At 64.1% G+C, this 19,769-nt stretch carries 17 protein-coding genes; 8 read left to right on the top strand and 9 right to left on the bottom strand.

What is annotated here, in order from left to right:
- Positions 1 to 2: 2 nt before the first annotated feature.
- The 3 genes from lysA (at position 3) to thrB (ending at position 3,758) form a co-directional block, all read left to right on the top strand.
- Positions 3 to 1,340: a diaminopimelate decarboxylase gene (gene lysA, locus HMPREF2993_RS09200; RefSeq protein ID WP_046648914.1), complete on the top strand. Its 1,338-nt coding sequence runs from the start codon at positions 3 to 5 to the stop codon at positions 1,338 to 1,340.
- 151 nt (positions 1,341 to 1,491) lie between these two features.
- The gene (locus HMPREF2993_RS09195) at positions 1,492 to 2,817 is read left to right on the top strand and encodes a homoserine dehydrogenase (RefSeq protein ID WP_049155096.1); all 1,326 of its coding nucleotides are present in this window, start codon (positions 1,492 to 1,494) and stop codon (positions 2,815 to 2,817) included.
- A 17-nt stretch (positions 2,818 to 2,834) separates the two neighbouring features.
- Complete coding sequence (thrB, locus tag HMPREF2993_RS09190) at positions 2,835 to 3,758, top strand: homoserine kinase (protein ID WP_010187115.1); 924 nt, start codon at positions 2,835 to 2,837, stop codon at positions 3,756 to 3,758.
- A 5-nt stretch (positions 3,759 to 3,763) separates the two neighbouring features.
- On the opposite strand, the gene HMPREF2993_RS09185 is transcribed toward thrB, so the two are convergent.
- From HMPREF2993_RS09185 to HMPREF2993_RS09170, 4 genes are all read right to left on the bottom strand, one after another.
- Complete coding sequence (locus tag HMPREF2993_RS09185; RefSeq protein ID WP_070702025.1) at positions 3,764 to 4,462, bottom strand: helix-turn-helix transcriptional regulator; 699 nt, start codon at positions 4,460 to 4,462, stop codon at positions 3,764 to 3,766.
- A gap of 117 nt (positions 4,463 to 4,579) precedes the next feature.
- A complete protein-coding gene (locus tag HMPREF2993_RS13980; RefSeq protein ID WP_070702023.1) occupies positions 4,580 to 6,334 on the bottom strand; it encodes an ATP-binding cassette domain-containing protein in 1,755 nt (584 codons plus the stop codon).
- Positions 6,335 to 7,057: a molybdate ABC transporter substrate-binding protein gene (gene modA, locus HMPREF2993_RS09175; RefSeq protein ID WP_070681034.1), complete on the bottom strand. Its 723-nt coding sequence runs from the start codon at positions 7,055 to 7,057 to the stop codon at positions 6,335 to 6,337.
- 22 nt (positions 7,058 to 7,079) lie between these two features.
- Entirely contained in the window at positions 7,080 to 7,340 is a 261-nt protein-coding gene (locus tag HMPREF2993_RS09170) for a DUF2249 domain-containing protein (protein ID WP_070511556.1), read from the bottom strand.
- A 93-nt stretch (positions 7,341 to 7,433) separates the two neighbouring features.
- Between HMPREF2993_RS09170 and HMPREF2993_RS09165 the strand changes: the two genes are divergently transcribed.
- Together HMPREF2993_RS09165 and HMPREF2993_RS09160 are read left to right on the top strand one after the other, a co-directional pair.
- Complete coding sequence (locus HMPREF2993_RS09165; RefSeq protein ID WP_070702021.1) at positions 7,434 to 8,633, top strand: NnrS family protein; 1,200 nt, start codon at positions 7,434 to 7,436, stop codon at positions 8,631 to 8,633.
- Positions 8,614 to 9,993, top strand: coding sequence for a multicopper oxidase domain-containing protein (locus HMPREF2993_RS09160; RefSeq protein WP_070515569.1), 1,380 nt, complete (start codon positions 8,614 to 8,616; stop codon positions 9,991 to 9,993). Before HMPREF2993_RS09165 ends, HMPREF2993_RS09160 begins: the two co-directional genes overlap by 20 nt.
- On the opposite strand, the gene HMPREF2993_RS09155 is transcribed toward HMPREF2993_RS09160, so the two are convergent.
- The 5 genes from HMPREF2993_RS09155 to HMPREF2993_RS09135 all read right to left on the bottom strand — a co-directional run bounded on the left by HMPREF2993_RS09155 (position 9,980) and on the right by HMPREF2993_RS09135 (position 15,336).
- Complete coding sequence (locus HMPREF2993_RS09155; protein ID WP_049155084.1) at positions 9,980 to 10,546, bottom strand: molybdenum cofactor guanylyltransferase; 567 nt, start codon at positions 10,544 to 10,546, stop codon at positions 9,980 to 9,982. The two genes, HMPREF2993_RS09160 and HMPREF2993_RS09155, sit on opposite strands and share 14 nt — an antisense overlap.
- Before the next feature lie 6 nt (positions 10,547 to 10,552).
- Complete coding sequence (moaC, locus tag HMPREF2993_RS09150; RefSeq protein ID WP_070702019.1) at positions 10,553 to 11,038, bottom strand: cyclic pyranopterin monophosphate synthase MoaC; 486 nt, start codon at positions 11,036 to 11,038, stop codon at positions 10,553 to 10,555.
- Between the two features lie 126 nt (positions 11,039 to 11,164).
- On the bottom strand, positions 11,165 to 12,382 hold the full coding sequence (locus HMPREF2993_RS09145; RefSeq protein ID WP_049155082.1) for a molybdopterin molybdotransferase MoeA: 1,218 nt from the start codon (positions 12,380 to 12,382) through the stop codon (positions 11,165 to 11,167).
- A gap of 10 nt (positions 12,383 to 12,392) precedes the next feature.
- Positions 12,393 to 13,532 (bottom strand): GTP 3',8-cyclase MoaA, encoded by a 1,140-nt coding sequence (moaA, locus tag HMPREF2993_RS09140; protein ID WP_049155079.1) that lies wholly within the window; start codon positions 13,530 to 13,532, stop codon positions 12,393 to 12,395.
- Between the two features lie 49 nt (positions 13,533 to 13,581).
- Positions 13,582 to 15,336, bottom strand: a complete 1,755-nt coding sequence (locus HMPREF2993_RS09135; protein WP_049155160.1) for a long-chain fatty-acid--CoA ligase — start codon at positions 15,334 to 15,336, stop codon at positions 13,582 to 13,584.
- Positions 15,337 to 15,802: 466 nt separating this feature from the next.
- Here HMPREF2993_RS09135 and rho point away from each other — a divergent pair, with 466 nt between their 5' ends.
- From rho to prmC, 3 genes are read left to right on the top strand one after another with little or no spacing between them, the layout of a single operon-like run.
- The gene (gene rho, locus HMPREF2993_RS09130; protein WP_070515572.1) at positions 15,803 to 17,746 is read left to right on the top strand and encodes a transcription termination factor Rho; all 1,944 of its coding nucleotides are present in this window, start codon (positions 15,803 to 15,805) and stop codon (positions 17,744 to 17,746) included.
- A complete protein-coding gene (prfA, locus tag HMPREF2993_RS09125; RefSeq protein ID WP_049155076.1) occupies positions 17,746 to 18,822 on the top strand; it encodes a peptide chain release factor 1 in 1,077 nt (358 codons plus the stop codon). The genes rho and prfA overlap by 1 nt, the downstream gene beginning before the upstream one ends.
- Before the next feature lie 22 nt (positions 18,823 to 18,844).
- Positions 18,845 to 19,741 carry a peptide chain release factor N(5)-glutamine methyltransferase gene (gene prmC / locus HMPREF2993_RS09120; protein WP_070681056.1) on the top strand — a complete coding sequence of 299 codons (897 nt, stop codon included), beginning with the start codon at positions 18,845 to 18,847 and terminating at the stop codon, positions 19,739 to 19,741.
- The last annotated feature ends 28 nt before the right edge of the window (positions 19,742 to 19,769 follow it).

Here is a 19,769-nt window from a genome sequence, read left to right as displayed (position 1 = left end):
CGATGACTGATTTCAATTCTCTTCCGGCCCACGTGTGGCCGCGCAACGCAGCGCGTGACTCCGATGGCGTGGTCTCGATTGGTGGCGTTTCCCTGACCGAGCTGGCCGAAGAATACGGCACCCCGCTCTATGTTTTCGATGAACAGGACTTCCGCTCGCGCTGCCGGGACATGGCCCAGGCCTTCGGCGGCCCTGACCACGTGCACTACGCCTCCAAGGCTTTCATCACCAAGCGCATCGTGCGCTGGGTAGACGAGGAGGGCCTGTGCCTCGACGTCGCCTCCCTCAATGAGGCCAAGCTAGCGCTCGCCGCGGACTTCCCGCCCGAGCGCATGACCGCGCATGGCAATAACAAGGAAGACGAGTACCTCGAGCTGTGCGTTAACGAGCGGATTGGCCATGTGGTGCTGGATAACGCGGAGGAGCTCTCGCGCCTCAACAGCATTGCTGCGGCCGCCGGCCGCGTGCAGCCGGTGATGATTCGCGTGAAGCCTGGCGTGGATGCCCACACGCACGAATTCATCGCCACGGCTCACGAGGACCAAAAGTTCGGCATCTCCCTGTCCACCGGCGCTGCCTTCGAGGTGGCTCGCACGGTGCTGGAATCCGCGAACCTTAAGCTCGTGGGATTGCACTGCCACGTGGGCTCCTCGGTGTTTAATGCCGATGGTTTCAAGCTGGCAGCCGAGCGCGTGCTGAGCCTGTACAAGCGCATTCACTCCGAGCTCGGCGTTGCCCTCGAGGAGTTGGACTTGGGCGGCGGCTTCGGCATTCCCTACATGGAATACGAGGAAGCCCTCGACGTCGCCACGCTGGCCAAGGACCTGCTCGACGCCGTGGAGCGCACCGCTACTGAGCTCGGCATCAAGCCGCCTTTCGTGTTGGTGGAGCCCGGCCGCTCGCTGGTGGGGGCCTCCGCGGTCACCGTCTACCGCGTGGGCACGGTCAAGGATGTGGAGACCGGCAAGGCGGATCTGCCGATGCGCCGCTACCTCTCCGTGGACGGTGGCATGTCCGATAACATCCGGCCGGCGCTCTATGGCTCGGAGTACGACGTGCGCGTGGTCAACCGCCGCACCCAGGGCGAGCCCGTAGATTCGCGCATCGTGGGCTTCCACTGCGAGTCCGGCGACATTCTGGTCAACGAGCGCCGTTTCCCCTCGGATATCACTACCGGGGATCTCCTCGCTTTCGCCACCACCGGTGCCTATCAGTACATGATGGCCTCGCGCTATAACGGTGCTTTGCGCCCGGCGGTCGTCTCCGTGCGTGACGGCAAAGCCTCGCTCATGCTGCGCCGGGAAACGGTGGAGGACTTGTTGGCGTTGGACGTCGACTAGCGCGGCGTTGCCACAGCTCACCGCATTTTATTCACAAAGATATGGCCGGTCGCGCGTTGTGCCGGCCACTTCGCGTAGAAATAGACAGCTCGTTCTGTATAGTGATGGGCTAGCACGTAACAATCATTCGCAATTTCAACAAGGGGACACCATGACGATGACGAACCGTAGCAAGAAACCCGAAGGCGAACCCGTAGGAATCGCGCTGCTTGGATTTGGCACCGTGGGCGCCGAGGTTTTCCGCCTCGTGCAGGAAAACGCTAACGCTTTTGCGCACCGCATTGGCGGCCCCGTGGAGATCCGCGGCGTCGCCGTGCACAACAAGAACAAGCTGCGCCCGGGCGTGCCGGCGGAGCTACTGACCGACGACGCCAAGGCACTTGTCCTGCGCGATGATATCGACCTCGTCGTCGAGGTCATCGGCGGCATTGATTTCCCGCGCGAGCTCGTCCTCGCGGCCCTCAACGCCGGCAAGTCCGTGGTTACCGCCAACAAGGCTCTCGTGGCCGCGCATGCGGATGAGCTCGCTGAGGCCGCCGACCGCGCTGACGTCGACCTTTATTTCGAGGCCGCCGTGGCCGCTGCCATCCCGGTGGTCGGCATGCTGCGCCGTTCCCTGGCCGGCGACAAGATCCAGCGCATCTCCGGAATCGTCAACGGCACCACGAACTTCATCCTGGACGCCATGGAGTCCACTGGTGCCTCCTATGAGGACGCACTGGCTGAGGCCACCCGCCTGGGCTACGCCGAGGCCGATCCCACCGCTGACGTGGAGGGCCACGACGCTGCCTCCAAGGCCGCCATCTTGGCTTCCCTGGGCTTCTACACCCGCCTGACCTTCGACGATGTCTACTGCGAGGGTATTTCCAAGATCACCGCGGATGACATCAAGGCTGCCAACCAGGCTGGCTACTCCATCAAGCTGCTCGCCATCTGCGAGCGCCTCGTCGATGAGGAGACCGGTGCGGAATCCGTTAATGCCCGCGTGCACCCGACGCTGGTTCCGAAGGAGCACCCGCTGGCTTCGGTCAGCCAGTCCTACAACGCCATCTTCGTTGAAGCGGAGGCCGCTGGCTCTCTGATGTTCTACGGCAATGGTGCCGGCGGTAACCCCACGGCATCCGCTGTGCTGGGTGATGTCATCGGTGCGGCACGCAACATTGTCCACGGCGGCCGTGCGCCGGGGGAGAACACCTACGCCAACCTACCTATTGCGGAGTTCGGAGAAGTGGAAACTCGTTATCACGTCGACATGGAAGTTGAAGACCGCACCGGCGTGCTCTCCGCCATTTCCGGTGTCTTTGCCCGCCATGGGGTCTCCCTGCGCACCGTGCGCCAGGAAGACGGCGATGCCACCGCTCGCCTCATCGTGGTCACCCACGCGGCGAAGGAAGCGGTGCTTGAGGATATCGTCGCTGCCCTCGGCGAGCTCGATGAGGTCAAGGCTGTCCACTCCGTCATCCGCCTCGGCGTCTAAGGGTTTTAGGTACAACAATGAGTATCGATATCGAAGTAGGCACCAAGGTCACGGTTCAGGTCCCGGCCTCCTCGGCCAACCTGGGCCCGGGCTACGACACCCTCGGCATCGCGCTGAGCCTTTACGACACCGTGGAGGTCGAGGTCACCCGCTCCGGCTTGGAGGTAGAAATCTTCGGCGAGGGCGCCGAAGAGCTGCCGCGCGACGGCTCCCACCTTGTGGTCAAGGCCATCCGCTCCGCACTCAAGGCCGCCGATGTCGAAGTCACCGGCCTGCGCGTGGTGTGCACGAATAACATCCCGCAGTCCCGCGGCTTGGGCTCCTCAGCGTCTGCCGCGGTGGCCGGCGTGGCCGCGGGCAACGGCCTGGCTGGGTTCCCGCTCTCCGAGGAGCAGGTTGTGCAGTTGTCTTCGGCCTTCGAAGGCCACCCGGATAACGCCGCGGCCTCCGTGCTGGGCAATGCGGTGGTCTCCTGGACCACCGTGCCTGTCGACGGCCGCTCGCTTCCGGAGTACCGCGCCGCCACCTTAGAGGTTCACCCAAGCATCAAGGCCACGGCCTTGGTCCCGGACTTCCATGCCTCGACGCAGGCAGTGCGCCGCGTGCTGCCCTCGCACGTCACGCATGCCGACGCCGCCTTCAACGTCTCCCGCACCGCGGTGAACGTGGCGGCGCTGACCGCTTACCCGGACCTGCTGTGGGAGGGCACCCGCGACCGCCTGCACCAGCCTTATCGCGCTGATGTCCTGCCGGTGACCGCGGAGTGGGTCAACCGCCTGCGCAATCGCGGCTATGCCGCCTACCTGTCGGGCGCTGGCCCCACCGTCATGGTCCTGCACACCGAGCCCATAGAGGAAGCGATCCTCGACGATGCCCGCGAGCAGAACCTGCGCGTACTGGAGCTGGAGGTCGCCGGGCCGGTCTCCGTCGAGCGTGGTTAGGCTAGCTAGCTGGGCTTTTCCACGCTGATCCGGCACACACCGTTGCCGGACTTGGGGATAAGTTTCAGGCTCAGCCGCCCGCCGGAATCGGCCGCCGCCTGCTCCAAGTAGCCATCGTGGATGGCGCAGACGAAGGGGGAGGGCTCTACTCCGGCGGTCACAAACGGGCAGGCGTGCAGCTCCACATCGGTGCGGCCCTCCTGGTCGAATTGCTCGGCTGAGGTTACTGGGTCAAAGCCCATTTCGCGCATCATCCGATGAAGCGAACCGAGCGCCTCAGCACCATGGCTGCTGGCAGCGGTCTTCGCCCACTCGCGGCCAAGCTCCCGCGCCTGCTCTGAGGCATAATCATTGAGCTGCTCCTTAGCCGCCAGGGCTTTAATCAACACACTGATCAGCGTGACGTACTCCTCCGCGACCGAACGGTTGTCCGGCACCCGCACTTGGAAGATCAGGGAGGGGCGCCCGCGCCCCTGCGCTGGGGCGGTGACTACTCGCACCGCGCCAGCGTTGACGAGTTCATCCAGATGCCCGCGCGCGGTGTTAACGTGCATGCCCATTTTCTTAGCAACTTCTGCGGCCCGTGCTCCTTGCGGGAACTTCTGTAAAACCGAGAGGACTTCGCGCTGCTTGGGGGAGAGCCTCATTGTGTCGGGAAATAGCTCGCTGGATGAGCGAGGACTATGGGTAGACATTGTGGACATGGACTGTAGCTCCTTGATTTACGCTACGAGGATCCTACATCCACTCCGTCGAATTTCTACTATCGCGGTGAGTATAAATACCGAGAGCTCCCTCACGACGTGGGCAGACTCAGAAGATTAAGTACGGGTATAGACCGTGAGGGCGCTGGCGTCGAGGGCCACAGGCACCACCTGGCCGGGAGCGGTTTTACGCGCTGGCTGGCCCACCGTGACCCGTTGGCCGTCGATGTCAACGAGGGTAGTGCTTCCCAAATCAGCCACAATGGTGGCACTCAAACTGGTGGCGTGCTGCGCGCCAGTGGGGTCGAAGTGCAGCGCGGTCTGCGGGAAGGCCGCCCAGTGCTCACCGTCGCGGTCTGGAGCAAACGCGTCTCCTCTGATGGAACCGCGCAGAACATTAACGCCCGCTAGCTCCGCCATGAAGCGGGTGGTGGGCTGCTCCAATAGTCGGTCCGCAGGGCCTTGGGAAGTGACTTCGCCGGCTTCCATCACCGCGACGTCATCCGCCAGCGTGGTGAGGTCCACGCAGCTGTGGGTAACAATGACCGTGGTACGGTCAGCGGCCGAGATGCGCAGAAGGTGGCGCCACCGCGCAGCGGATTCGACGTCCATGGCGGCAAAGGGCTCATCCGCAACCAATACTTCTGGCCGCGCCGCCAGCGCGCGCAAGAGGGCAACCTGCGCGGCCTGGCCGCCGGAAAGTTCTGATACATGGACCAGCTCCTGCAATCCGGCGGCCTTCAGCAATTCCTCCGTCCGTCGCGGGTCATTGGTCACCATGGTCAACGCTTGAGCCACGGTGGCTGTGGGCGGTAGTCCGGGGTTTTGAGAGAGCATGATGACGCGTTCAGTGTTAGTTTGCGCTCCCTGGAGCCGCCCGCTAGTAAAACGCATCAGCGTGGTCTTGCCGGCGCCGTTGGGTCCGACCACCGCGGTCACGCGCCCGCCCCGGAAGGTCGTGGTGGTGTCGCCGACCGTCACGGAAAGATCGTGGGGCGGCGTCAGCGGGGCAGTCGCCGCGCGGAGTGCATTTGGGTCCATCGGTTGCAAAGCGCGTACAGCTTGCTCGCGGCGGCGGCGCAGCAGCAGGGGCATTCCGGCAGCGGTGAGCGTAAGGATGGCTATCCCGATTAACACGGCCGACAGAGCATAGGCTTTGTCCGCGCTGACTTCACGTTCAAGGTAGATACCGCTCGGCATGGTTCGGGTAGAACCGGGCAGGGATCCGGCGAAGGTGATCGTCGTTCCAAATTCACCCAGTGAGCGGGCGAAAGCCAGTGCACCGCCCGTGAACACGGCGGGGAGGATAGCCGGGAGGATGATGTGCCGAAGGATGGTACTTGGGCTGAGGCCGACGCCCCGCGCGCTAGCCACGACCTCAGGATCGAGCTGCCGCAAAGCAGAATCCACCGCCACCACCACGAAGGGGAGGGTGACAAAGAGATGTGCTGCCACGACACCGGGGAAGGCAAAAGATATGTGCAGCCCTGCTTGCTCCAATACCGGGCCAAGCAGACCGCGGCGCCCGAGCAGCGCGGTAAGAGCCAACCCGCCCACCACGGGAGGCATGGCCAAAGGGAGGTAGACCACCAGCCGCACAAGGTGAGATACGCGGCGCAGCTGCTGGAGCCACAGAGCCAGGCAGGTGCCTAGGAACGTGGATAGCAAGGTTGACAATACCGCTGCGGACAGACTGACCCGGAGGAGGTCATGGGTCGTCGGTGCGTTCAGCGTGTCTGAGAGCTGTCCCCAAGGCACCCGCAGGCCCAGGGCGAGGACAGGGGCAAGGATGTAAATAGCGGCGAGCGTGCCGGCGGCGATGACCGGCCAGGTTGTCCGCGGGCGCTGCTCGCGCAAAAACGTGGGTGACACTTAGTTCACCGGGGTGAAACCGTACTTTTCCCAGGTGCTATCAAAATCCGACTCGAGGAGGTTGAGGACTTCTTGGGCTTCTTCGTGGCGGGGTGAATCAGACACCACCGCGCCCATGATCTCGTTACGGAAGTCTTCCGCGTGGTCGAGCGGGATGGCTTCGACATCTTCGCTAGCGGCGGCGTCGGTGGAATAGACCCATCCGGCGTCCGCCTCGCCGGAGGCGACCTTACCTAGGACGTCAGCTACCTGTCCCTCCAGGGAGGAGGCGTGCAGGTCCCAGTTGTTGGCCTCCATGATGCGCGTGGAAATGGCACCGCACGGCACGTTTGGGTCGCAGAGGACCAAGCGAGCGGAGGAATCCAGGTCTGCCGCGGAGCGCAGACCTAAAGGATTGCCCTTCGGCACGACCATGACCATGACGTTGCTCGCGAGGGCCACGGGGGCGTCAACGTTTCCCTGAGCGGTTGCATCATCCATGGTCTCGCGAGAGGCAGTAAGCAGCAGATCTGCGGGAGCGCCTTCATTGATCTGCTGAACGAGCGCGGAAGAGCCGCCATTGTTGAAGGCCAGCGGAGTTTCAGAAGCACTGGAGAGGTCGTCGTTGAGCACGCGCGTGGAGGACGCTGCAAATACCTGCAATGGCTCGTCGGAGCTGGAGGCACAGCCGGCAACAGTCAGCGCGGCGGCAAGGACGGGGACGGCAATTTTCAAACGGCGCATGGTCAGTTACGTTACGGCATCTTTACGCGGTCCGCGTGAATTTAATATGGACTTCCTTTGGTTCCTTCTTGAGGTATTCACGGTCGAAGGATTCTTCGCGCTGGTCCACCTCTGTGAGCAACGGAAGCGGGTCGTGCGGAGCAATGAGAATCATGGATTCGCCCACGTTGAGGGTGCCCAGCGCTCCATGGATGGCGCCGTGGCGCACCGCGTGGGGAATTTCGGAGGCGTTGAGGGTGGGAATGTCGTGGCCCTTGGAGGCATCAACAAGCGGCAAGTTCATTGATGGATTCCTTTCGAGTTCTAGCAGAGTGGGCGTTGCTGCCCGGGCCATCAATTTACTACGATTATATCCGTGCAAATAAAAGTGTCAGATATGTCTCTGCGCGATGTCTCGCTGGCTTCGCGCCGGCGCTGGCACACCATTGCCTTTAGCCTGGTCGCCGTGTGGATCGCGGTGGGCGTGGGAATCGCAGTGGCGAATTTTTGGGGAGCACCCGTGGTGTGGTGGGACCTCATCCACCCATTCACCCTCGGCGCGCTGACCACCGCCATCCTCGTGTTTAGCACCCACTTCACGGAGGCACTGACCCGCACTCCGGCCGTCGGTTTCCGCGGGGTGGGCGCGCGGGTGGGGCTGGTTCAGGTGGGGCTGGTTCTTCTACTTGTCGATCGCGCAGGCTACGACTGGGGCGTGCTTGCGGATATCGGCTCCGCTCTCGTCATCGCTGCCGTTGCGTGGCACCTGTGGGCGCTGTGGACCACGCTCCGGGGGTCATTGTCTGGTTCCTTTGCCGTCACCGTGCCTTTTTATCTGGCGGCGGCCTGCTTCATGATCTTCTCAGTAGTCCTGGTGATTCTGGCTGCGCACGGGGTAGGGAATTACTCGCTGTTGGTGGCCGCGCACTCACGCGGGATGGTGTGGGGCTTCGGCCTGCTGACCATCCTAGGCACGGTCATTACGCTGCTGCCGACGTTTACCCGGACCCCCATTTCCTCGGTGGCCCGGGCGCGGTGCAGCCGGGCTTTGGCAGTGCATTGCGCGGGGCTGGCGGTGGCCATGCTTGCCGACGCCTCCGGGCTCACCCGCGCCGCCGGTATGGCGCAGCTGCTCACCGTGCTTGCTGCCGTGCTCATCATCCAGCCAGTGCTGGCCGGCGCGCTTGGTGGCGAAAAGACGACGGCAAGCGTGTCCGCGATGGCGGGGTTGGTGTGGATGGTGGCGCTCTGCGCCGGTGATGCCGCCGCGACCATCGCAGGGGCCTACCCGCGAGCGGTGACGTTGCTACTCATGCCAGCGTTCGTTGGTGCCGGCCTGTTGCAGCTCGTAACCGGGGTGCTTCACCATATGCTGCCCATCCTGGCCGGGGCAGCCCGTCCCGCGCGTGGACACCTTCCGGGGTTGTTGCGCGTGGCGCTTATCAACCTCGGCGGTGCGCTCAGCCTCCTCGGCATTGTCAGTGCGTCCGTGGCCGGGCTTATCATGATGGGGCTTGGCCTCATCGCCAATATTGTGGCCCTAGTGTGGGCCCTCGCATCATCCCAAGGAGAAGTTCATGTCAAGCGCGCCCGTTAAACAGGAGCATTCTGAGAAGCAATGGGCATCCTGGCTCATTATCATCGTGGCGCTTCTCGCCGTCATTGGGCTGGCGGTGTTCAACTCGGCCACGGGCAGGCAAGACCCAGCTACGGTGGCATCCGCCGACGCCGTGACTGTTGACGTCTCCGTGGACGGCATGGCCTTTGTCCCGTCCTCCATTGACGTGGCCGCGGGCAGTCACCTCGTAGTGAACTTCACCAACACCGGCGACCAGGTACATGACCTGAAGATCGGACGCGAGGAGACCGGACGGGTAGAACCGGGCGAGACCGTGCAGCTGGATGCCGGGGTCATCGAGGAGTCCATCGAAGGATATTGCACGATCGCCGGCCACAAGATGCAGGGCATGACGTTCATGGTCAACGCCGATGACTCCGCTTCGAGTGGGCATGATCATGCGGGGGCGTCGGAAAGCACGGGCTCTGCTGGTGCCCCGGCGAAGGTGCCCTCGGCTGCCGAGCGCATGGCAGCTCGCGAAGGATTTGAGGCTTTTGATGCTTCCCTTGCCCCTGCCAAAGGTGACCTTCATGAGGAAACGTGGGTGATGACGGAGGAGGAGATGGAAGTTGCCCCGGGAGTGCGCCAAACCCGGTGGCTTTTCAACGGGCAGGCGCCCGGTCCAACCCTGCGCGGCAAGGTGGGGGATACGTTCCGCATCACCATCAAGAATGAGGGCTCGATGGGGCACTCGGTGGACTTTCACGCTGGGGAGGTCAACCCGGATGAGAACATGAAGACCATCCAGCCGGGCGAATCGCTGACCTATGAATTCGTGGCTCACAGGGCGGGTATCTGGATGTATCACTGCTCGACCATGCCGATGAGTCTGCACATTGCCAACGGCATGGCAGGAGCGGTGATCATCGATCCGCGCGGCGAGGATGCCCTCGCAGACGTCGATGCGGAGTACGTCATGACGGCAAACGAGATTTTTCTGGCCTCCGCGGGCAAAGAAGCAGAGGGTGCGGATGCGCAGCGAGTCAGCGACGGCGATTATGACCTCACCGCCTTCAACTACTATCCCAACCAATATGACGAGGGCTTAGCCCCGCTGCGCGCCAAGGTGGGCGATACCGTGCGCATTTGGCTGGTCAACCTCGGCCCGGATCTGCCATTGAGCTTCCATGTCGTGGGCGAGCAATTCGACACCGTGTATAAGGAAGGCGCCTACCTAATTAAGGGCGCGAAGGACTCCGGCTCCCAGGCGCTGGACCTTTTACCGGCCCAGGGCGGATTCGTGGAGATGACCTTCAACGAGCCGGGCACTTATTCCTTTGTTAATCACCTGATGACGAATGCGGAGAAGGGCCAGCACGGCCAATTCATCGTTGAGTAGCAAGTCGCTCGCGCCGCGCTCGTAGCTCGTCCAAGGTGTCGATATCGCGCACTGCGGGCGTTGCCTCGACCTCGGCGATGGTGCCCGCGAGCCTCAGTAAGTGCATGGCCGGCTTGTTGCGTGGATCTCTGAGCTCCTCCAGCGCGCGGGTGAGGGCCTCGGTGCGCCACAGCGCGCACAGCGGCTGCGGGAGCCCATCGAGTGTGGCCACTGCGACATCAGCACCGGAGCTTTCTAATGCCTGTTCGAGGGCAGGCAGCATCTGTGGGGAATCTGGGGCATCGACGGCCAAGATGGCGGTCGTGGACTTTGCGGCACCAGCCAGCGCGGCGTGGCCCGCGGCGATTCCCGCGGCTGGCCCGCCGAAAAGGGGCTTTTCACATACTTGGGGCATGCCCAAGTGGTAGGGCGAGACAACCGCCACCGGCGCATCATAAGGCAATTGGCGCAGGAGGCGGTCGATGAGGCGCTCACCGGCGAGGATGATACTTGCCTTGTCCACACCACCCATGCGTGTGCCGCGCCCACCCGCCAAAATAATGACACCTGACATTGTTCACTATCCTTCCTCACCCGGCAGGTCGCGGGACCAATCACCCGAGCGGCCGCCGGACTTCGCTGTGATGCCGCAGCGCCGGATATAAGCGGAGCGGTCCACGCCTTTCACCATGTCGATGAGAGCTAGCGCCGCAACGTTCACCGCGGTCAGCGCCTCCATTTCCACGCCGGTGCGGTCGGCGGTGTGAACGTTGGCTTCGATGAAGACGTGGTCTTCGCGCAGCTCGATGTCGACCGCGCACCCGTGCACGCCGATGGTGTGGGCAAGCGGTAGGAGATCCGGGACCTTCTTGGCGGCCGCAATACCGGCCACTCGAGCAACCGCAAGCACGTCGCCCTTCGGCACGGTTCCTTCCTGCAGCGCGGTGAGGACCTCCGGCGAGCAGGCCACCTCGCCTTGGGCGGTGGCGGAACGCACGGTGGGCTTCTTATCGGTGACGTCCACCATGTAGGCGGAGCCGGCCTCATTAAGGTGAGTGAACTTCATGGCTACAGCGGGTCCTTTCCTTGGGTGGACCTAGCCTATCTGACGAAGAGTGGGCCGATCCGGCGTTTAGAGGCGCGATCTTTGGCAACAACGGAGGGGTGGGGGATGTGGTGAAGCACCGTGAAGCTAGTAGGGGTAGACGGTAAGTTGCTCCCCTGTGGTGACGGGGCTCGTCAGCAGCGCGAAACCTTGCGTGCCGGGCAGTGCTGCAACGTGGTGGCTGCGCATGCGTGGTCCAGGCGGCGGGAAGGCGGTGATGCTTCCGTCCAGAGCAATCGAGCACGGCTGAATAAGCGGGCGGTGCGGATGCGGGAAGTCAGCCCCAGCGACGGCCGTCAGGTGCGGCCGGTCTAAAACTCCGGTGGGGCGGGGCAGCCCACGCAAGGAACGCATCAGCGGGGTGAGGTAGAGATGCGCGGAGACGAACGCCGCCACCGGGTTGCCCGGCAAACACACCACGGGAACACCGTCCCACAGCGCGTGGCCTTGCGGCGCGCCGGGGCGCTGGTTGACGTGTCCGAACCAATAAGAGCCGCGCTCCACGGCATCCTCAACGACCGCGCGAACCACGTCAAAGGCTCCTGCGGATACCCCGCCGGTGGTGACGATGAGATCGGAGTCAGCGGCAGCCGCGTCGAAGCGGCGGCGCAGCTCAACGGGTGAATCGCCACATACCGTGCGGGCGATGTCAACGGGGCCGGTAGTGCTAAGGAGTGCGTCGAGCATCGGACCATTGGAATCCGGGAGCTGGCCGTTGAGCAGCTCCTCACCCGTGGCAATGACGGTCACCCGCGGGGTGCGGTGGAGCACGGCGGTGTCGACGCCGGCGGAGAGGGCGGCGGCGATAAGGGAGGCGTCCACCAGCGTGGCGGCACCGGCTAGTTGGTGCCCGGCCTCGATGTGGGAGCCGCGCCGCCGGATGTGGTTGCGCTCGGGAAGGCGGTGCACCGTGACGGTCTCAGGCAGTGGCCCGGGGCCTGGTGGAATATCGGTGTCTTCCACGGGGATGACCAGACCATCAAAGCCCGCGGGTACTGGACCACCGGTCATGATGCGCAGCGCAGTGCCGGGCGGCAGGGTTTGGGCCGGCGCGCCGGCAGGCACATCACCCACGACAGGCAAAGTGAAGGGAACGGTGAGACTGTCTGGTGAGGAAGGCTGAGGAATGAGGAAGCCATCCATGGCCGAATTATCCTGCGGCGGGAGGGGAAGGCGGGCGACGAGGGGCTCAGCCAGCACGCGACCCTGCGATAAGGCAGCGCGTTCCGAAGGCAAGGCGCGGACCAGCGCGTGGAGGCACTCGAAGTATTCCTCGATACTTAAGTCAGTCCCGGTACTCGTCATTGCACCCAATCTAGCCACCGATGGCGGACATCGGGCGATCTGGCTGGAGGAAACCTTCATCATCCACCCCGTGGCCCGGTAATTTCCTCCACATTTCACCCGCCCACGCGGTAGCTAGCTCCGCATCGCTGGCGCCAGAGCGCATGAGGTCGCGCAGGGAGGTTTCCGAGTTGCCGAAGAGGCAATTGCGCACCGCGCCGTCTGCGGTCAGGCGCGTGCGGTCGCAGTCCCCGCAGAAGGGCCGAGTTACGGAGGCGATCACCCCGATGTGTCCTATGGGGAGGGAGCCATCGCGCGAGACCGCGGACCACAGTGCCGCCGGCGCGGAGCCGCGGGGTTTCTTAGCCGGGGTGAGCTCGAAGTCTTCGGCCAAGCGCGCCAAGATATCCTCCGCGGTGACCATCCGGGAACGCGCCCACTCCTCCCGTGGGCCCAATGGCATCTGCTCGATGAAGCGCAGTTGCGCGCCGCGTTCGAGGCAAAAGCGAGCCAAGGGAAGGATCGCAGACTCGTTGACACCCGGCATGATGACGGCGTTGATCTTGACCGGGTCCATGTCGGCGGCCAGCGCGGCGTCGATGGATGTGAGCACATCCGCTAGGCGGTCGCGCCGGGTGAGCCGGGCATAGAGCTCCGGATCGAGGGTGTCTAAGGAGATGTTGACGCGGTCGAGCCCGGCGCGCTGCAGCCCCGGCAGGCGCTTATCCAGGCCCAGCCCGTTGGTGGTGAGAGCAGTAGTGGGTGCCGTACCTTCGTCGGTCCGCAGGGCTTTGGTCGCGGCGATGATTTTCTCTAAGGAGCCGCGCAGGAGCGGCTCCCCACCGGTGAAGCGCACCTGCTGGATGCCGAGCTTGTCTACCGCGAGGCGGATGAGACGGATGGTTTCTTCATCGCTGAGCGTGTGTTCGGTGGGCAGCCACTCATAACCTTCGGCGGGCATGCAGTAGGTGCAGCGCAGATTGCAGCGATCCGTCAGGGAGACACGCAGGTCGCGGGCTTGGCGGCCGTAGCGATCCACGAGCGCGCGGCGGCCGTCGGGCCCTGGTGCCGGCAGGTCCGTGGGCGGAGTCCCCGCGCCCCGTACGCGCGGCAATGGCAGCGTCAGCGGGGCGGAGGTGTGTGGCGAAGGTTGGGATCGTTGGGCGGACATTGCTGGCAAGTCTAGATCGAAGCCTGCCGAATGAGTAGGAGGGGTGGGGCTAGTCCTCCCCGTCATCCTCTCCGGCATCGAGGCGCTGCGCCTCGCCCGGGCCCTTCAGCCGGATGATGTTGTACTCGCCCTCCGCCAGGTGGGCGCGCAGGTCCTTCTTGTCGAACTTGCCCACCGAAGTCTTATCGATGGATTTTACGAACGTCCAATACTCCGGCAGCATCCAGGAGGGAAGCTCAGAGCGCATCCCGTTGCGCAGGCGCTCGGCGGTCTCAATCGTGGGGCTGATATCCGCGGCGAGCACGGTGACAGCCAGCGGGCGCTCCACCCACTGTTTGTCGGGGTAGCCAATGACGGCGCATTCCAGCACCACCGGGTTGGCCATGATGAGGTTCTCCAACTGCACGGAGTAGATCCACTCACCACCGGAACGGATGACATCGCGGGCGCGATCCTCCACGGTGAGGAAGCCATCCTCGGTGACGAAGCCGACGTCGCCGGTGCGCAGCCAGCCGTCGGCCGTGAACTTGGAGTCCGCGTCCTCGACATCCTTGCCACGGAACTCGTGGGCAGCACCGCCGTCCTCCGAAGCGGGCGAGTGGTAGTAAGAACCGGTGACCAAGTTGCCGCGGACCTGAATCTCGCCGGCATTGCGGTCCGTGGTGTTGACCACGTGGCCGTCATTGACCACGCGGTATTCCAGGGAGGCAGGGAAGCGCCCTTGGGAGATGCGGTAGGCCCAGCGAGCCTCGCCCGAGGCGCCTGAGGGTGGGCGGGCCACCGTGCCCACCGTGGTGGTTTCCGCCATGCCCCACACGTGGACCACGTCCACGCCGTAGCGCTCTTCCCAGCTTTTGATGAGCTGCGGTGGCACAGGCGAGCCGCCAGCGAAGATCTCCGTCAGCGTCATGCGCTCCGGTGGATTCTTGAGGTAGTGCACGAAGAGCTGAATCCAAATGGTGGGCACACCGTGCGCCACGCGCGGGGAGGTGGCGGCGATGATTTTGGCCAGGGTGGCGGGGGAGACGTCGGCGTCGGGAAGCACCAGCGGCGTGCCCGTCATCCACGCAGCAAAGGGAACACCCCAGCTCAGCACGTGATAGATGGGGATGCAGCACAGGAATGTCTCGCCGTGGGTCACACACAGGGAATCGGAGGAGCGCAGCTGCATTCCTTCCAAGTACAGAGCGCGGTGGGAGTAGAGCACGCCCTTTGGTGCACCAGTGGTGCCGGTGGAGTAACACAGTGCGGCGGCGGTGTGCTCATCCAAAACCGGCCAGTCATACACGGTGGAGCGCCCATCCAGCAGTTGCTCGTAGCTGTAGATTTCAACGTTGCCCGGCAGAGCGGTGCTGGGCTTGCCGACGCCCGTAAACACCACCGCACGCACACAGTCCACACCTTCCAGAACCTGGGCTAGCTGCTCGGCGAGGCGACAATCCGCGACGATGACGCGGACCTCAGCGTGGTTGATGATGTGCCGGATCTGATCATTCATCAGCTGCTTGTTGAGCGGGGTGAACACCGCTCCCTTACAGGCGGTGCCAAAAAGCACTTCGAGGTGCTCGGCGCAGTTCCACATCAGTGAGCCCACGCGCTCGTCACCGGTGATGCCGAGCGTGTCATGCAGGGCGTGGGCGAAGGCGGCGGCGCGGGCGCCGACATCAGCGAAAGTGGTTTCCTCGCGTTCATTGCCGGGATTGGCGCTGTGCCAGGTGATGACCTGGGTTTGGCCGTGGACGGAGGAACCGTACTCCAGGATGCGGGTGAGGGACAGCGGGATATCCTGCATTGTGGAGAGCATGCGCACTACTTTAGCCGTGTCAGTGTGAGCGCGGGGGAAGGATGCGGTATAGTTATCCGCGACTGGTGGGGAACGCTTTCCCCGCATCTCCGAGCTCCCTCCACGGCTCACACACCTGCGGTGACACTCTCATGGCAGTCCAACGGTGCGCGCGACGGTGAGAGGGGAGAGATACGCTCGCAGTCGCCTTCTTAAAATATCTCCCCGCGCTTGACCCGCGGCCGATTCCTTGAGTGCTTTCAGGAGTTCAACAAGGAGTCCTTCACGTTCCGTACCGCCGGGCCGGAGAGGGGGGAGAGCCAAGACAACCACCGCCCACGGGGATCGCGGTTGCGTGAACTCGCTGGTGGCGGAGGACCATCCCAATTACACACTGGCTTCCAACGCCCGCTTGGAACAGCACCACGCACAGTGCAGGTGCGGCAGACAAGACGGCGCGCGTTGGTGAAGCGACGAAAGGATATCCGTGAGCGATACGGACAAGACCGCAGCACAGGATCTCGCCTCCCTGAAGCTGCCGGAATTGCGCAAGCTAGCTGCGGAGCGCGGACTTCGCGGCGTCTCCGGACTGCGCAAGGGGGATCTCATTACTGCCCTGACCACCGGCCAGGTGCCGGCGCGCGGCGCGAAGGCCGCTGCCCAGGGCGAGGCTAAGGACGCACCCGCCGCAGAGGACTCCGCACAGAAGGAGTCGAAGAAGGACGCGCAGCCGCGCCGCGCGACCCGCAAGGCTTCCCGCCCTGCCGGCGCTGCTGACCAGGCCTCCGAGAAACCGGAGTCTGAGAACACCCATAAGGGCGAGGACGGTGCTCAGGAGTCTGAGCAGAAGGACGGCCACGACGAGCAGCGCTACGAGTCCCGCTCCCAGGCCCGCCGCGCCCGCCGTAACCGCGCGCGCCGCCAGGAGCGCGAGGCCCGCGAAGAAGCCAAGGGCAATAACAACGGCAACGGAAATGGCAACGGCGCCGAGGACAAGCAGTCCAAGTCGGAGGGTAACCAGTCCCGTGGCGGCAACAACTCCGACAACTCCGATAACGGGGACCACGGCAACGGTGGCAACAACGGCGGTGGCAATAACGGGGGCGGCAACAACAACCGCCGCGATAACCACCGCAACGATGATGACAACAACGGCGGCGGTGGCCGCCGCAATCGCCGTAACCGTCGCAACCGCCGCGGGCGTGACCGCGATGGCGGCGGCAACGGCGGCAATGACCTGCAGATCCGCGAGGGCGATGAAGTGCAGGTAGTGGGCGGCATCCTCGAGGTCGTCGACAATAACGTGGCCTTCCTGCGCACTACCGGCTACCGCGCGGCCAGCTCCGATGTCTTTGTCAACAACAACCTCGTGCGCCGCCTGGGCCTGCGTTCCGGCGACGCCCTGACCGGCAAGGTCAAGGTCTCGGGCCCGACCCACACCCACGGCAACGGCCGCAACCGCCGCAAGTACAACCAGCTCGTGGAGGTCGACACCGTAAACGGCCTGGATCCGTCCACCGCGAAGGAGCGCCCGGACTTCGCCAAGCTCACCCCGCTGTACCCGAACCAGCGCCTGCGCTTGGAGACGGACCCGAAGATCCTCACCACCCGCGTCATCGACCTCATCATGCCGATTGGTAAGGGCCAGCGCGCGCTCATCGTCTCCCCGCCGAAGGCCGGTAAGACGACGATCCTGCAGAACATCGCCAACGCCATCGCCACGAACAACCCGGAGTGCTACCTCATGGTCGTCCTCGTGGACGAGCGCCCCGAAGAGGTCACCGACATGCAGCGCAGTGTCAACGGTGAGGTCATCGCCTCCACCTTTGACCGCCCGCCGTCAGAGCACACCTCGGTGGCGGAGCTGGCCATCGAGCGCGCCAAGCGCCTGGTGGAGCAGGGCAAGGACGTCGTCGTCCTGCTCGACTCCATCACCCGCCTCGGCCGCGCCTACAACAACTCCTCCCCGGCATCCGGCCGCATCCTGTCCGGTGGTGTGGACTCCAACGCCCTGTACCCGCCGAAGCGCTTCCTGGGTGCTGCTCGCAACATTGAGAACGGCGGCTCGCTGACCATCATCGCTACCGCGATGGTGGAAACCGGCTCCACCGGTGACACCGTCATCTTCGAGGAGTTCAAGGGCACCGGCAACGCCGAGCTCAAGCTGGACCGCGCCATCTCCGAGCGCCGCATTTTCCCGGCCGTGGATGTCAACCCGTCCGGCACCCGCAAGGACGAGCTCCTGCTGGTTCCGGAGGAAGCACGCATCATGACCAAGCTGCGCCGCATCCTCTCCGGCTTGGACTCCTTCGCCGCTATTGACCTGCTGATCAAGCAACTCAAGAAGACCCGCTCCAACGGCGAGTTCCTCATGCAGGTGGCCTCGTCCGCGCCCATGGCGGCTGACACGGATGAGGAGGACTACAAGTAATGTCTAACCAGGTTTCCCTCGTCGATGACATTGTCTCCGAGTTCCAAGGCATCGAAATGCAGATGGCTGACCCGGAGGTAGCCGGTGATCAGTCCCAATTCCGCAAGCTGTCCAAGCGCTACGCCGAACTGCGACCCATCGTCGCCGTGAACGACGAGCTGGTCCAGGCTCGCCAAGACCTGGCCGATGCCAAAGAAATGGCCTACGAGGACCACGAGTTCCAGCCTGAGGTCGACCGCCTTGAGCCGCTCGTCGTCCAGCTGGAGGAAAAGCTCGCGGACCTGCTGGCCCCGCGCGATGAGCATGACTCCGAGGACATCATCATGGAGATCAAGGCCGGTGCCGGCGGCGAAGAGGCAGCACTCTTCGCCGGCGACCTGGCCCGCATGTACGAGCGCTACGCCGATAAGGTCGGCTTCCAGTGGGAGGTCCTAGGCCTCAACGAGTCCGACCTCGGTGGTGTGAAGGACATGTCCATCTCCTTCAAGTCCAAGACCCCCTCGCGCGATGGCGCGTGGAGCGTGTTCAAGTTCGAGGGCGGCGTCCACCGCGTGCAGCGCGTGCCGGTGACCGAGTCCCAGGGCCGAATCCAGACCTCCGCAGCTGGTGTGCTGGTCTACCCGGAACCGGAAGAAGTCGAAGCCGTAAACATCGATGATAAGGACATCCGCGTCGACGTGTACCGTTCCTCCGGTAAGGGCGGCCAGGGCGTGAATACCACTGACTCCGCGGTGCGTATTACCCACCTGCCGACCGGCCTGGTGGTGACCTGTCAGAAGGAACGCTCCCAGATCCAGAACAAGGCGCGCGCCCTGCAGGTGCTGCAGGCACGCCTGGACCAGATGGAGCGCGAGGCCCGCGAGGCCGAGGCCGGCGAGCAGCGCGCCTCCCAGGTGCGCACCATGGATCGCTCCGAGCGTATCCGTACCTATAACTGGCCGGAGAACCGCATCACCGACCACCGCATCGGATACAAGGCCAATAACCTGGATTCCGTGCTCAACGGTGACATGCAGGACCTCATCGACGCCCTGCAAGCCCAAGAACGCGCAGAGCGCCTTGAGGCTGAGGACTAAGGCTAAGGCACGGTTTAATTCGGTGACTTTTCACACCTATCGGGAGGCGCTTCGTGATGCCACGGAGCGCCTTCGCGCTGCCGGGGTACCTTCATCCGAGTGGGACGCGCGCCTGCTGGCTGCCCACCTCATCCACTGCGGCCACATGGACATCCCGCTTAACGAGGCTCCGATGCCCGGCTTTGACGTGGCATATGGGGCGTTGGTGGGGCGTCGTGAAGCGCGCGAGCCCCTCCAGCACATCCTGGGCGTGGCGTGGTTCGGCGCCCTCGAACTCGAGGTGGGCCCCGGCGTGTTCATCCCGCGCCCGGAGACGGAGGTGCTCGCCGACTGGGGAGTTAAATCTCTTCAGAGATTTAACTCGGGGAAGATGACGAAACTTGACCCGCAATCTCCCCGCGTCGTGGATCTGTGCGCCGGATCCGGGGCGCTGGCGCTGTACGTCGCCCACTATGTGCCGCAGGCCCAGGTGTGGGCAGTGGAGCTTGCCGACGCCGCCCTGGCCTACACCCGGCGCAATGCCGCAACCGCTGCGCGCGGCCGGGCGGGTTCTGTGAACGTGGTGCAGGGCGACGTCACCGACGCCCAGCTCTTGTCGGAGCTGCACGACACCGTTGACCTCGTGCTCACCAACCCACCCTACGTTCCGGAGACCCCGGACCTGGACCCAGAGGTCTACCAGGATCCGCACGATGCGGTGTTTGGGGGAGCAGACGGCATGGAGACCATCACCGCGATGATCCCGACCATCGCCGCGCTGCTGCGCCCCGGCGGGCGGGTGGGCATTGAGCACGACGACGAGACCTCCCAACAAGTGCAGGAAGCCCTGCGCGCGCACGGCGGCTTCAGCGATATCGAGGTGCTCAAGGACCTCACTGGCACCGCACGATTTGTCACAGCGAAGCGGGGAGTACAGTAGATTGGTCGAAGATTGGTCGACAAGCCGA

This window comes from Corynebacterium sp. HMSC068G04, from assembly GCF_001814885.1.
Taxonomy (GTDB): domain Bacteria; phylum Actinomycetota; class Actinomycetes; order Mycobacteriales; family Mycobacteriaceae; genus Corynebacterium; species Corynebacterium hiratae.
Note: the sequence above shows the minus strand (reverse complement) of the source record. Positions and strands in the feature narration are given on the sequence as shown.